Raw genomic sequence first — 13398 nt, forward strand, 5'->3', positions numbered from 1 at the left:
ACTCCTCAACGCTCGAAGGTTCGCCCGAGACCTCGCCCTCAGCACGGTAGGGGATGCGGAACCATTGCGTCCACGCCTGTCTGGATCACGATTCCGTGACGCGAAGGCTCCTGGACCGCGGATTCCGCAGGTCTACGGTGCGACATCGACACGCGGGGCGCCCGGCTTGCCGGCGTCGGCGTACGACCTCACGATCGAGACGTTGAGCGGGAAGTCGATGGCCTCGTCGCGGAACAGCAGGCGTCCCGCGCTGGCCGCCGCAGCGCCGGCGTGGGCGGCGACCTCGTCGGCAAGCCCTGCCGGGGTGTGCACGACCACCTCGTCGTGCAGGAAGAACACGAGGTGCGGGCCGGCGAGGAGGTCGGCGGTGCCGCCGAGCCGCCACAGCCGGTTGCGGAGCTCGGCGATCCAGCACAGCGCCCACTCGGCACCCGTCCCCTGGACGACGAAGTTGCGGGTGAAGCGCCCGTAGGCCCGCCGGCGCCGGGCCTGGCGCTCGGGGTCGGGGCGCGCGTCGTCGTCCGGCTCGTGCTCCCAGGCCTCGCCCAGCGTCGGGCACCCGCGTCCCAGCAGGGTGCGAACGACCTGTCCTCGCTCACCGGCCCGCGCCGCCTCCTCGACGAGCCCGAACGCCTCGGGGTAGCGGCGGGTCAGCCCGGCCACCATGCGGCCGCTCTCGCCGCTGGTCGCGCCGTACATCGCGCCGAGGAGCCCGAGCTTGGCGTCCTGGCGGCTCCGCACGGCGCCGTCGTCGACCATCCCCTGGTAGAGGTCGGCGCCCCGCGCCGCGTGGGCGAGCGCGCGATCGCGGCTCATCCCCGCGAGCACGCGAGGCTCGAGCTGGGCGACGTCGGCCACCACCAGCACCCAGCCGTCGTCGGCGACGGCCGCGGGGCGCACCTGGACGGGGAAGGAGAGCGCACCGCCACCGTTGGAGGACCAGCGGCCCGTCACCGAGCCCGCCGGCTGGTACGACGGACGGAACCGGCCGTCGCTGACCCACTGGTCGATCCATGCCCAGCCGTTGGTCTGGAAGAGGTGCGCGAGCTGCTTGTAGCGCAGCAGCGGGGTGATGCCCGGGTGCTCGAGGGCCCGCAGCGACGACGCCCGGGTGTCGGCCACCTCCAGCCCGGCCCGGCGCAGCGCCGCCAGCAGCTCGGGTCGCGAGTCGGGGTTGAGCCCCGGCGCCGCGAACGCGGTGCGGACCTCGTCGGCCAGGGCCTCCAGGAGCTGGGGGCGGGCGCCGCGGGGCGGGCGGGGTCCGAGCAGCTCGGTGAGCAGGCGCTCGTGCACGTCGAGCCGCCACGGCACGCCGGCGTACGTCATCTCGGCCGCCACGAGCGCGCCGGCCGACTCGGCCGCGAGCAGCAGACCGAGGCGGCCGGGCTCGGGCGAGGCCGCCACGGCCACCTCCTGTCGCGCGTCCTCGAGGTCGGCGCGCAGGTGCTCGGCGGTGTCGTCGACGGAGAAGAGGGCGGGGTCCGTCTGCGTGCTCGGCCCGAGGCGGTCCCAGTGGTCGGACTGCTCCCCCTCGAGCAGCCGCGCGTCCACCGCGGGGGCCCGCCGCAGCAGGCGGCGGCCCAGCCGCAGGTCGTGGCAGCGCGCCACGCGCACCCCGGCGGCCAGCAGGGGTGGGTACCACCGGGCGGTGTCGTCCCAGACCCACCGGGGCGTGTCGCCCTCGCGCGTCGCGACGTACGCCGGCAGCTCGCCCAGCGCCACGGTGCTCTCCGTGCCGCCCTCGACCACGAGCACCCGCTCCCCCGGCAAGCGGGAGACCTGGATCCGGGACATGGGGACAGCCTCGCACCGGGCACGGACACCCGAGCACGCACGGCACGACGGGCGAGCGGCGCGTTAGGTTGACCCGGTGAGCACGAGCGCCGGCACCGTGCCTCGCAGCGCGCGGCTCGGGCTCCTCCAGGTGTGTGCGGCCGGGGTCCTGTGGGGCACCGGCGGGCTGGTCGTCAGCGTCGTGCGCGAGCGCGACGGCCTCGGGGCCCTGACCGTGAGCGCCTGGCGGATGGCCCTGGCCGCCGTGTCACTGGTCGCGTTCGCCGCGCTCACCGGCCGGTCCCGCGGCGTGGTGCAGGCGATGCGCAGCCGTCCGGTCGCGGCCGTCGCGGTCGGCTGTGGCACCGCGGTCTACCAGGGCCTGTACTTCGTGTCCGTGCTGCTCGTGGGGGTCAGCGTCGCCACCGTCGTCGCGCTCGGCCTCGCCCCCGTCCTCGCGGCGGCGTGGGAGCACCTCGCCGCCCGGACGGGGCCGACGTACCGCGAGGTCGGTGTGCTGGCCGCCGCCCTGGTGGGCCTCGTCCTGATCAGCGTCGACCCGGGCTACGGCGCCGCCCCGGCCGGCGGGCGACCGGTGCTGGGGCTGGTCCTGGCGGTCGCCTCCGGGGCGACGTACGCCGCGACCACCGTGCTGGGCCACCGCCTCGCGCAGAGCGTGGACCCGATCGCGCTCACCACCTGCGCCACGGCTGCGGGCTCGCTGCTGCTGGCGCCGTTCCTCGTCGTCGCGGTGATGACGGGTGCTCCCGTGCTGCCCACCGGTGCGGCCTCGGCGGCACTGCTCGTCTACCTCGGCGTGGCGACCATGGCGCTGTCCTACGGGTTGTTGTACGCCGGCCTGCGCACCACGTCCGGCTCGGCGGCCACCGTCGCGACCCTGGTCGAGCCGCTGTCGGCGGCCGTGCTCGCCGCGCTGGTCCTGGGCGAGCGCCTCGGAGCGTCCGGCCTGCTGGGTGGGGCGCTCATCCTGACCGCCGTCGTCGCGCTGCGGCCGGGGCAGGACGGCCACCTGGCTCTGGCTGGGAGCCCCTCCGACGGCGCACGATGCTGAGGTGGTCACCGGCAGGTCGAGGCATCCCAGCCGTGGGGCGATAGCCGCAACGGTGCAGGTGGTCGCGCCCCCACCGCTTCCCGTCCGCCACTTCACGCGCTGGGTCGCCGCATCCACCCCACGCGGTGCCACGGTGCTGAACGTCGGGGGCGGCTGCAACGCCTCGGGCGACTTTCCCCGGATCAGACGTCGCGCCGGGTGGCTCGTCGCGGTGGACCCGAGCCCGCGGGTGCCCGCCGACCGGGCCGCGGACGAGCACCACCAGCTGACGTTGGAGGACTTCTCCGTCGAGCACCCGGATCGCTTCGACGTGGTGTTCGCGGTCTTCGTGATGGGCCACGTCCCGGCTCGGTCTCGATGAGCGGGTGCTCCGACGGGTGCGCGATCCCCGCGAGGTCGACGAGTACCACTGCCACACGGAGTACCGGATCAACAGCATCCGTTCCGTCACCCGACACCTCGCACGCGCTGGCTTCTCCGAGGTGGAGCTTCGGATGTGGGACCTCCCGCGCATGTACGAGCCCTACCTCCCCGACAGGCTGACGGGGCTCGCGACCGGGTGGAGCCGCACCGCGTACCGGCTGCACAGCCCGCACCTCATGGGGCACCTCACCTTCAAGGCCGTGCTGGACCGCCCGGCTCGCCCGATCTGCGAGTGAGTGTCGGATCGGCTGCGGGCCGTTCGTGGAAGAGGTGGAATGACACCCGAGACCGACCCTGGACAAGGAGCAAGGCCATGACACTCCACGCCTCCGCACACCGCACGCACCCCACCGGCGAGACCGGGCGGTCGTCGTGAGGCTCCTCCTCACGTCGGGCGGCGTCACGAACCCCAGCATCCGCGACGCGCTGGTCGAGATGCTGGGCAAGCCGCTCTCCGAGGCCACCGCGCTGTGCATACCGACAGCACAGTGGGGTCATCCGATGTGCGGGCCCACGTCCGTGCGCCGCTGGCTCCTCGACGAGGAGGGCACGATGGCCGGACTCGGGTGGCGGTCCGTGGGTGTCCTCGAGCTCACCGCGTTGTCGAGCATCGGCGAGGAGCGGTGGGTTCCCTGGGTCCGGGAGGCCGACGTGCTGCTCGTGGACGGGGGCGACGCGGCGTACCTGTGCCACTGGTTGCGCCACTCAGGCCTGGCCGGAATCCTCCCGTCGCTGACCGACACGGTCTGGGTGGGGATGAGTGCCGGAAGCATGGTGATGACGCCGCGGATCGGTGACGACTTCGTCAGCTGGAGGCAGCCCGGTGGGGACGACAGGACCCTGGGGGTCGTCGACTTCTCGATCTTCCCGCACCTCGACCACCCGAGCATGCCGGAGAACACCATGGTGGAGGCGCAGAGATGGGCCGCCGACCTCGCTGTGCCGGCGTACGCGATCGACGACCAGACCGCCCTGGCGGTGACCGACGGCACCGTCGAGGTCGTCTCGGAGGGACGCTGGACCTTCATCCCCGCGTGACGTCCCGTGCCCACGGTGATGAGTTCTCCGCTCCGCACCAGTCATACCTACGACACGATGCGACGAGAGGGATGACGTGATGGGTGCGGACGTGCGAGTGGAGGAGCCGGGCGTGAGCAGTCTGGGCGAGGTGGACGAGACGACGTTCGCGGAGATGGCCGAGCGCCACCGGCGCGAGCTGCACGTGCACTGCTACCGGATGCTCGGGTCGTTCGAGGATGCCGAGGACGCGGTGCAGGAGACGTTCCTGCGCGCCTGGCGGCGGCGCGAGACCTTCGAGGGGCGCTCGACGTTCCGCGCCTGGCTCTACCGCATCGCCACCAACGCCTGCCTGGACCTGCTCGACCGGCGTCGCCCGGCCCCCGCCTCGGGCGGTGAGGTGCCGTGGCTGCAGCCCTACCCGGACCGCCTGCTCGACGAGCTGCCCGCAGGAGACGCCGACGCACCGGAGAGCGTCGCCGTCGCGCGGGAGACGATCGAGCTGGCCTACCTGGTCGCGGTCCAGCACCTCGCGCCGCGTCCACGCGCCGTGCTGGTCCTGCGCGACGTGCTCGGCTGGCCGGCCAAGGACGTGGCAGACCTCCTCGGGGACAGCGTCCACTCTGTCAACAGTGCGCTGCAGCGCGCCCGCGCGGGCATGCGGGAGCACCTCCCCGCCGAGCGGCAGGACTGGACCGGCGGCGAGGAGGACGCCGGGACGCGTGCGCTGGTGCGCCGGTTCACCGAGGCCAGCGTGGCCAAGGACATGGAGGCGATCACCACGATGCTGCGAGACGACGTCCGCTGCTCGATGCCGCCGACGCCGGGGCTGTACGTCGGTCGCGACGCCGTCGTGGACGACTGGGTGGAGGGCGGCTTCCCGGACCTCGGGACGCTTCGCAGCGTCCCGACCTCCGTGAACCGGCAGCCGGCTCTCGGCTTCTACCTGTGGAGCCCGCAGGAGGACGCCTACCTGCCGCTCACCCTCGACGTCCTGCGCATCAGCGGCGGGAAGGTCACCGAGGTCACCATCTTCCACGCCGACCAGTTCCCCCGGCTCGGACTGCCGGAGCGCCTGCCCGCGGACGGCACGGACCGTGTGGACGGCACCGGCCGTGAGTGAGGGTCGGGTCCTCGCCGCGCCGCCCTCGCGCCGGACGGGCGGACTGCGCTCGCTCCTGGTCACGGGTGTGCTCGCCACGCTCGCAGCGATGGCGGCCACCACCCTGGCGGCGGCTCTGGCCGGGGCCGCCGGTGTGGACTTCGAGGTCCCCGAGGGTGGCGAGGCGATCCCGTTGCCCGGCTTCGCCACGATGACCGGGCTGTTCTCGCTGGTCGGCGTCGTCATCGCCGCCGGGCTCCAGCGCTGGAGCGCCCGGCCTGCCGCACGGTTCGTCCGGACGACCCTGTCGCTGACCGCGATCTCGCTGGTCCCGCCCCTGGTGTCCGGGGCGGGCTCCGCCACCGTCACCGCCCTCGTCGCGCTGCACCTCGTCGCCGCAGGCGTCGTGGTCCCCGCCCTGTCGCGCAGCCTCCGTGCCCACGACCGGTGAGCCGGGGCACGGGCGTCCCGGGGTGGTCCGCGATCCCTGCCGGACGGTCGGTCGTCCCGGTAGCCTCCGGCCATGACCCCCGAGGAGTACCTCACCCACGACGCCACCGCCCTCGCCGACCTGGTCGCCCGCGGGGAGGTCACGGCCACCGAGCTGCTGGCGCTGGCCCGTGCGCGGCGTGACGAGGTCGACCCCCGGCTCAACGCCGTCGTCGCCGACCTCGGCGCGGTCGCCGACGACCGTGCGGCCGACCCCGCGCTGACGGGGCCCTTCGCCGGCGTCCCGTTCCTCGTCAAGGACCTCGGCCAGGAGTACGCCGGGTTCCCCACCTCCAACGGATCACGCGCCCTGGCCCACGACGTCGCCGACCGGCACGCCCTGGTGACCCAGCGCTTCCTCGACGCCGGGCTGGTCGTCTTCGGCAAGACCAACACCCCCGAGTTCGGCGCCAAGGGCGTCACCGAGTCCGAGTTCTGGGGACCGGCCCGCAACCCGTGGAACACCGAGCACACCCCCGGCGGCTCCTCGGGCGGCTCCGGTGCGGCGGTGGCCGCGGGCATCGTCCCGGCCGCCGGCGACCAACGACGGGGGCGGGTCCGTGCGGATCCCCGCGGCCTGCAACGGCCTCGTCGGGTTGAAGACCAGCCGCGGCCTGGGTCCCTACGGGCCGCAGACCGGCGAGGTGATGTTCGGGATGGTCACTCAGGGCGTGCTGACGCGCACCGTGCGCGACAGTGCCGCCCTGCTCGACACGATCATCGGCCACGACCCGCGGGCAGGCTACCGCTCGGCCTCGCACGAGGTGCCCTTCGCGGAGCAGATCCTGCGCCGGCCCGGGCGGCTCCGGATCGGCTGGTCCGTCTCCTCGGCCATCAACGCCGACCCCGACCCCGAGGCGATCGCGGCCGTGGAGCGTGCGGCCCAGCTGCTGATCGAGCTCGGCCACGACGTCGAGGAGGTCACCCCGCCGCACGACGACGAGGCCCTCGCCCGGGACTTCCTCACCATCTGGTTCGCCCAGCTGTACGGCCAGGTCAGCGACGCCAGGAAGCGGCTGGGCGCACCCGACAGTGCCTTCGAGGCCGACACGCTGGCCAGCGCCGAGATCGGCCGCGCCGCCGGGCTGCTCCCGATGCTGCGGGCCATGCAGAACGTCAACGGCTACGTGCACGCGCTCGCCGACTTTCACGAGACGTACGACGTGTTCCTCACCCCGACGCTCGCGCGCCCGCCGCTGCCCGTCCACGCCACCCGGACGCCCGACCGTCTCCAGAAGCTCGCGCGCGTCGTCAGCCGGCTGCGGGCGGGCCGGGTGCTGACGGCCACCGGGATGCTTGACGAGATCATCCACGACAACCTCGGCTGGGTGCCCTACACGCAGCTGGCCAACCTCACGGGCCGGCCGGCCATCAGCGTCCCGCTGCACTGGACCGAGGCCGGGCTGCCGCTCGGCGTGCAGCTGGTGGGACCGCTCGGCTCCGACGGCGACCTCCTGCGGGTCGCGGCCCAGCTCGAGGATGCCCAGCCCTGGGCCTGGCGCCACCCGGCTCCCGTCCGGGCCGCCTGATCCTTCAGGCCTCAGGCCGTGCCGGTCACCAGCCCGGCGGAGGCCAGCGCCTCGACGACCGGTCGCGGGTCGGGTCGCTCACCCGTCCCCTGGAGCACGACGGTGTCCGCCCCCGCCTCGCCCAGCTGCGCGACGCGCTGGTCCACCTGGTCGACCAGGGCACCGGGCGGCGCGGCGGGATCGACCTGCGTGTACGCCGTCACCACCGCGCGGCCCGAGCGCCCCGACGCCTCGCGGGACTCGTCCACGAGCGCCCGGGCCCGCCGTACGGTCTGCGCATCGGTCACCGAGTCCAGCAGCACGCCGTCGGCCACCTCGCCCGCCAGCCGGATCGTCTTCTCGCCGCGGGCGCCGACGAGGAGCCGGGGCCGGACACGCGGGGGCCAGTCGAGGGCGACGTCGGACAACCGGACGTAGCGGCCCGCGACGTCGACACGCTCGCCGTCGAGCAGGTCGCGCACGGCACTCGCGTGCTCGCGCAGCAGGGTCATCGGCGACTCCGCACCCGCTCCCACCTGCCGCATCCAGTCGAGGACGCCGTGGCCCAGCGTCGGGACCACGCGTCCGGGCCACAGCCGTTCCAGCGTCGCCAGCTCCATCGCGACCAGCGCGGGGTTGCGCAGCGGCACCGGCAGCAGGCCGATGCCCACACGCAGCCGCGTGGACCAGGCCAGCGCCGCGGTCGCGGTGGTGAGCCCGCCCTCGAGGAAGCAGTCCTCCCACAGCCACAGCTCGGGCACCCCGGCCGCCTCGACGTGACGCACGACGGCCTCGAGCTCCTCGGGCGGCTGCTGGGGACGGAACACGACACCGACGGTGACCACGGCGCTCTCCTGGGTGCGGGGACGGAGACCTCAGCGTGCCACGCGCACCGAGCCGCCGACGTCCAGGACGACCGCCTTGCAGTCCGGGGCCTCCCGGGCCAGGGCCCGCTCGAAGTGCGGCCCGGCAGCATCCATCCAGCCCCGCGGACGCCTCGAGCCGCCCGGCAGGTGCAGCGTCCCCCAGTGCACCGGGACGGCCCACGAGGCGCCGCTCATCCGGCAGGCGACCGCGGCCTCGTCCGGGCCGAGGTGGCCGGGCGAGAGTCGCGGGCCCCACCCGCCGACCGGTACGGCGGCCAGGTCGACCGGGGCGCCGGCCATCGCGGCCAGGTCCTCCATCGCGGGGTGGATGCCCGTGTCGCCGGCCACCCAGACCACCCCGGACGGACCCCGCACGAGGTGGCCGTGCGCGGCGTTGGGCCGGTGCGGCATCGGGCGGGAGTGGTGGACCGCCGGCACCAGCCGCACCTCGACGCCCCCGACCTCCACCCACTCCTCCTCGCCCAGCCCGCGACCGAGGAGTCCCTTGCCGGTGACCCAGGCGGCGTTCTCGGTCGAGGTGAGGACCGGCACCTGGCCGAGCAGCCGCAGGGAGGAGACCTCGGCGTGGTCGTGGTGCAGGTGCGAGAGCAGCACCGCGTGCGCCCCGGCCCACGAGGACTCCTCCGGCTGCGAGCCCCGTCGACGCAGGATCCCGCCGTGCGGGCGCAGGAGCGGGTCCGCGACGAGCCGCACCCCGTCGAGGTCCAGGACGACGGTGGAGTGGCCCAGCCAGGTCAGCTCGATGGTCACGTCAGCCGACGCCCACCTCGCGCCAGGCCCCCCGCACGACCTGCGCCGCACCCTTCTCGACGATGCCGGCCTTGACCAGCACGCGCGCGGACTCGGCCACCTGCACGGCGGCCTGGGCGAAGGTCGCGGTCGGGGGCAGGAAGTGGAGTGCGTGGTACCACATGCGCGCCGTGACGACCGTGTCCCCGAGCTCGGTCGCCACCCGGTAGAACACCCGGTTGGGGATGCCGGAGTTGATGTGGACTCCCCCGTTGTCGGCCGTGCCGGTGTAGCGGTCGGCGTAGCGCGCCGGCTGGGGGTCCTTGCCCAGGATGGGGTTGTCGTACGCCGTCCCGGGGTTGCGCATCGACCGCAGCGCCTCGCCGTACAGGTCCGGCGCCATGATCTCGTCGCCGATCAGCCAGTCCGCGTCCTCGGGTCGCTCGCCGGCCGACCACTGGGTGATGGCGGTGCCGAAGACGTCGCTGAAGTGCTCGTTGAGCGCCCCGGACTCCCCCTGGTAGACGAGACCGGAGGCGTACTGGGTGACGCCGTGCGCGAGCTCGTGACCCACCACGTCGAGCGAACGGGCGAAGCCGGAGAAGATGACCCCGTCACCGTCGCCGAAGGTCATCTCGTCGCCGTCCCAGAAGGCGTTGTTGTACTGCGCGCCGTAGTGGACGTTGAGCACCAGGTCCAGCGCCCGGTTGTCGATGGAGTCGCGGTTGAGCATCTGGCGGAAGAACGAGCGGACGACACCGGCGCTGTCGTAGGCGTTGATGACGTCGGAGTCCTTGGTCTCCGGGCCGCCCTCCGGTCGCACCAGGGTCACCCGCTGGTTCGTCGAGCCGCCGCTGTCGTAGACCTCGCGCCGCGCCGAGCCGGTCGGCGGCGGGGCGAGCGAGGGCGTCGTCCCTGCGCCCGTGTCGCGGGTGATCGCCTCGGCCCGACGCCGGCGGGCGGCCTCGGAGAGGTCGAGCTGGGCGTCGTCGACCGACGACACCGCCGCGTTGTCGGCGAGCGCCGCCTCGACGTACGGCGGCACGAAGGCGCACCGGATTCTCGGCGTGACGGCCCTGCTGGTGGATCTGGTCCTCATGGTCCCTCCCCGGTTGTGGTGGCCGGACGGCCTACTGGAAGGACCCGCGGACGCTCCGGGAGATACACGCCCCGGGCGTCCACGTCGTACGCCGCGCGCCCGCACCGCGGCCAGTCTCGCGGCACCGGGCACCCGCGACCTCACCCGTTCCGAGTGAGCCGGGCGCCGGTGGGGATCCCTACGCTCGGTGCACGCCGTCACTCGGGGTCGCGCTCCACGGACCCGCACTCCACGGATCCACGCTCCACGGAGCCGCGCTCCACGGACAGGGAGGGACCCCCATGGCGAGGATGATGATCCGCGTGGACGCCGAGCTGTCCGAGGGCGTCCTGAGCGCGTTCCCGCACCTGACGGCCCGCAGGCAACGGCCGCAGACGACCCTGTCGGGCGACATGGCCGACCAGGAGGAGCTCCAGGGCGTGCTCCACCTGCTGTCGACGCTGGGCATCGACGTCGTGGAGGTGCTGACCATCCCCGACCCCTGAGGGGTGCGGCGGGGCCCGGGGGCCCCTACTCTCGAGGGTGTGCGCCGGGTCCACCGGGGTGCAGCTCCTCTCGGGACTCCGGCAGGACGGGGACGCAGGGCCATGGCGAGTGACGCGGAAGGGCGGCGCCGAGCCGCGACGGACCTGACCCGGCCCGTCGCCGCCGGGATCCCCCGCCTGCCGCGCACCTACGTCCCGCGGTCCGCGCTGTGGGAGCGCCTCGACGCGGCGACCGGCGCGCCGATGACCCTGCTGGTGGCGCCGGCCGGGGCAGGCAAGACGCTCGCCGTCGCCGGGTGGTTGCGCAGCGACGCAACGACGGCCGGAACCGACGTGCTGTGGATCCGCGCCGACGACGACCGCGCCCAGGAGCGGGTCCGTGACGCCCTCGACCGGGGCGCCGACGCGCTGGGGGCCGCCGACGGGGCCCGCCCACCGCTCGTCGTCGTGGACGACGCCCACGAGCTGCCCGCCTCGGTCGTGCGCCTCCTCGACGAGCGGCTCAACGACGCCCCGCACACCATGCAGGTGCTGCTCCTGAGTCGCTGGGACCTCCCGTTCGTCCGGCTGGCCCCCCAGATGCTGGGCCACCTCACCACCCTGCGCGGGGACGTGCTGCGCCTCACGGACTCCGAGTGCGCCCGCCTGGTCGAGGTGCACGCCGGGACGACCGACCCGGAGGTGCTCTCGGCCATCAGCGTCCGCACGGAGGGCTGGTGCGCCGCCGTCGTCCTGACCGCCCGCCTGGTGGCTGCCTCGCCCGACCCGGTCGCGGCGGTGCACCGGGTCTCCCGGGGCAACTCCCGGGTGGCCGACCAGGTGGCCAGCGAGGTCTTCGCGACCCTCTCCGCCCAGGAGCGGCACCTGCTGCTGTGCACGGCTGCCGAGGGCGTCGTGACCGCCGCCACGGCCCGGCACCTCACCCGGGACCCCGCGGCGGGTGAGGTCCTCGACGGGCTCGAGTCGACGGGGGTGCTGGTCACCCGCGCCGACGTGGAGGCCGTCGACGCGACCGAGGGCTCCCTGCTGGAGCGTCCGGACCCGCCCGAGGTGCGCTACCGGGTGCACCCGCTCCTCGTGGAGGTGGTGCGCCGGCGGATCGTGTCGGGCGGCGTGGACGTCGAGCTCGCCCGCGCGACCGTGCTGCGCGCCGTGCACCTCGACGTCGCACGCGGGGTGCGGGACGACGCGTTCCGCAGGCTCGTCGACCTGGGGCTGGCGGACGCCGCCGCCGAGCAGCTCGCCGTCGAGGGTCCGCTCCTCGTCGTACGCGGTCGGAGCAAGGACGTGCGTGCCTTCTCCCAGCGCTGGCCGGACGTCGTCGAGGCACACCCCGAGACCTGGTTCGTCCTGGCCCTCGAGAGATGGGCACACGCCGACGTGCCTGCGGCCGTCCACTGGATCGAACGCCTGGTGGCGCACCCGACCGACGGGGACGGCGGGACGGAGCGGCTCGCGGCGCAGCAGCTGTGCGCCCGGCTGCTGGGCGCCCGCGTCGGTCTCGAGCCGGCCGAGCCCGTGGTGGACGAGGCCCAGGTGCTGATCGACTCGCCCGAGCTCGGATCGGTCCCCACCGAGCTGCGCCCGCACCTGCTCCGGGAGACCGGCACCAGCCAGATGGGGATGGGCCGGCTGCGGGAGGCCGAGACCAACCTCATCCGCGCCGTCCGGCTCAGCGAGGACCTGCGGATGCCCGCCCACGCCCTCTCCGCCATGAGCCACCTGTCGTGCCTGTACTGGATGGACGGGCGCGAGCACGTGGCCGGCCCGCTCGCGGCGCGGACCCTCGAGGTCCTGGCGCAGGAGGCGTCCGACCCCCACGGTTGGACACCGCCCTACGCCGGCCACCGCGCCCGGACGAGCCTGGACCTGGTGGCCCTGTCGACCCGCTACTCCGCGGACCCGCCGGACGAGCCTCGGCCCGCCGAGTCCACGACCCACCCCTGTGACACCACCACCCACTTCTGGCAGTGCATCCGTGACGCCCGCGTGTGGCTGGCGCGCGGCTCGGTGGTGCGGTCCGAGCGGACCCTCCAGCGACTGCTGGCCGCGCCGCTCCTCCCGTCCCGGCTCCGGGCCGTGCTCCTCATCGAGCGGGCCTTCCTCGCGGCCCTGTGCGACGACCACCGCACGCTGCACGACCTGGCCGAGGAGCTGGCGACCCATGGCTGGTCCGGGGAGGCCGCCCTGCTCCGCGGGGTGCATGCCGACATGGTGGGCGAGCTGCGCCGGGCCGTCGAGCACTTCGCCGAGGCCACGGAGGCGAGCATGCTGGACCAGCCGCCGTGCCGTGCCCTGGCCCTCACCTGCCAGGCACAGCTGGGTGACGCCCTCGGGGACGAGCAGCTGGCCCACCACTCGCTGAGGACCGCGGTGGCGATCACCGAGATCCGCGGCAACTTCGTGCCCTTCCTGGGCTGGAGCCGGCACGGGACGCCGGTGCACCTGCTGCTCCGGCGCCTCGACCTCGGCGGCTCCAACCGGTGGCTGGACGAGCTCGAGGCACTCACCGGACGGCAACCGGGGATCGTGACGTCGCTGGCGCCCTCGACCCCGACCGTGCGCGAACGCTCGACCGGCTCGGACCTCGTCGGCCCGACCGCCCTCAGCCCGCGCGAGCGCGACGTGCTCCGCGAGCTCGCGCGGGGCGCGACGTACGCCGACATCGCGGCCGGCCTGTTCGTCACCGAGAACACCGTCAAGACCCACGTCTCGAGCCTCTACAGCAAGCTCGGAGCCACGCGCCGCAGCGAGGCGCTCTCGATCGCCAGGCGCCTCGAGCTGCTCTGATCGCGCACCGGGCCCGCGAGCCAC

The 13398-nt window shown here is 74.3% G+C and carries 13 protein-coding genes and 1 pseudogene; 10 read left to right on the forward strand and 4 right to left on the reverse strand.

Annotation, left to right across the window (positions count from 1 at the left end; translation table 11 throughout):
- Positions 1-132: 132 nt before the first annotated feature.
- A complete protein-coding gene (locus ASG94_RS18405) occupies positions 133-1794 on the reverse strand; it encodes a bifunctional 3'-5' exonuclease/DNA polymerase (RefSeq protein WP_056927928.1) in 1662 nt (553 codons plus the stop codon).
- A 76-nt stretch (positions 1795-1870) separates the two neighbouring features.
- Here ASG94_RS18405 and ASG94_RS18410 point away from each other — a divergent pair, with 76 nt between their 5' ends.
- From ASG94_RS18410 to ASG94_RS22575, 8 genes and pseudogenes are all read left to right on the forward strand, one after another.
- A complete protein-coding gene (locus tag ASG94_RS18410) occupies positions 1871-2845 on the forward strand; it encodes a DMT family transporter (protein ID WP_056927929.1) in 975 nt (324 codons plus the stop codon).
- 133 nt (positions 2846-2978) lie between these two features.
- Positions 2979-3206, forward strand: coding sequence for a hypothetical protein (locus ASG94_RS18415; protein WP_156411696.1), 228 nt, complete (start codon positions 2979-2981; stop codon positions 3204-3206).
- Positions 3207-3222: 16 nt separating this feature from the next.
- Positions 3223-3504 (forward strand): hypothetical protein, encoded by a 282-nt coding sequence (locus ASG94_RS18420; RefSeq protein WP_156411697.1) that lies wholly within the window; start codon positions 3223-3225, stop codon positions 3502-3504.
- 136 nt (positions 3505-3640) lie between these two features.
- Positions 3641-4306 (forward strand): Type 1 glutamine amidotransferase-like domain-containing protein, encoded by a 666-nt coding sequence (locus ASG94_RS18425; protein WP_056927932.1) that lies wholly within the window; start codon positions 3641-3643, stop codon positions 4304-4306.
- Between the two features lie 112 nt (positions 4307-4418).
- The gene (locus tag ASG94_RS18430) at positions 4419-5408 is read left to right on the forward strand and encodes an RNA polymerase subunit sigma-70 (RefSeq protein ID WP_235537325.1); all 990 of its coding nucleotides are present in this window, start codon (positions 4419-4421) and stop codon (positions 5406-5408) included.
- Positions 5401-5838, forward strand: a complete 438-nt coding sequence (locus ASG94_RS18435) for a DUF6069 family protein (protein WP_156411698.1) — start codon at positions 5401-5403, stop codon at positions 5836-5838. The genes ASG94_RS18430 and ASG94_RS18435 overlap by 8 nt, the downstream gene beginning before the upstream one ends.
- A gap of 72 nt (positions 5839-5910) precedes the next feature.
- Positions 5911-6351, forward strand: a pseudogene (locus ASG94_RS22680) (amidase family protein); the annotation flags it as partial.
- Positions 6352-6436: 85 nt separating this feature from the next.
- Positions 6437-7405, forward strand: a complete 969-nt coding sequence (locus ASG94_RS22575) for an amidase (protein ID WP_268788630.1) — start codon at positions 6437-6439, stop codon at positions 7403-7405.
- Between the two features lie 11 nt (positions 7406-7416).
- Here the strand turns inward: ASG94_RS22575 and ASG94_RS18445 are convergent, their stop codons facing one another.
- The 3 genes from ASG94_RS18445 to ASG94_RS18455 are packed head-to-tail and all read right to left on the reverse strand — an operon-like array spanning position 7417 to position 10099.
- Positions 7417-8229 (reverse strand): LLM class flavin-dependent oxidoreductase, encoded by an 813-nt coding sequence (locus ASG94_RS18445; RefSeq protein ID WP_056927934.1) that lies wholly within the window; start codon positions 8227-8229, stop codon positions 7417-7419.
- A 30-nt stretch (positions 8230-8259) separates the two neighbouring features.
- Positions 8260-9021 (reverse strand): MBL fold metallo-hydrolase, encoded by a 762-nt coding sequence (locus tag ASG94_RS18450; protein WP_056927935.1) that lies wholly within the window; start codon positions 9019-9021, stop codon positions 8260-8262.
- A gap of 1 nt (position 9022) precedes the next feature.
- Positions 9023-10099: a M4 family metallopeptidase gene (locus tag ASG94_RS18455; protein WP_056927936.1), complete on the reverse strand. Its 1077-nt coding sequence runs from the start codon at positions 10097-10099 to the stop codon at positions 9023-9025.
- A 281-nt stretch (positions 10100-10380) separates the two neighbouring features.
- On the opposite strand from ASG94_RS18455, the gene ASG94_RS18460 reads away from it, so the two are divergent.
- Both ASG94_RS18460 and ASG94_RS18465 read left to right on the forward strand, forming a co-directional pair.
- Positions 10381-10584 (forward strand): hypothetical protein, encoded by a 204-nt coding sequence (locus tag ASG94_RS18460; RefSeq protein WP_056927937.1) that lies wholly within the window; start codon positions 10381-10383, stop codon positions 10582-10584.
- Between the two features lie 102 nt (positions 10585-10686).
- The gene (locus ASG94_RS18465) at positions 10687-13374 is read left to right on the forward strand and encodes a helix-turn-helix transcriptional regulator (RefSeq protein ID WP_056927938.1); all 2688 of its coding nucleotides are present in this window, start codon (positions 10687-10689) and stop codon (positions 13372-13374) included.
- The last annotated feature ends 24 nt before the right edge of the window (positions 13375-13398 follow it).

The sequence above is a fragment of the Nocardioides sp. Soil805 genome (assembly GCF_001429625.1).
Classification (GTDB): Bacteria; Actinomycetota; Actinomycetes; order Propionibacteriales; family Nocardioidaceae; genus Nocardioides.

Bases quoted from the DNA above. Each gene is read 5' to 3' on its own strand.
- ASG94_RS18460 (WP_056927937.1), top strand. From the start codon at position 10,381: ATGGCGAGGATGATGATCCGCGTGGACGCCGAGCTGTCCGAGGGCGTC.
- ASG94_RS18465 (WP_056927938.1), top strand. From the start codon at position 10,687: ATGGCGAGTGACGCGGAAGGGCGGCGCCGAGCCGCGACGGACCTGACC.
- ASG94_RS18455 (WP_056927936.1), bottom strand. From the start codon at position 10,099: ATGAGGACCAGATCCACCAGCAGGGCCGTCACGCCGAGAATCCGGTGC.
- ASG94_RS18405 (WP_056927928.1), bottom strand. From the start codon at position 1,794: ATGTCCCGGATCCAGGTCTCCCGCTTGCCGGGGGAGCGGGTGCTCGTG.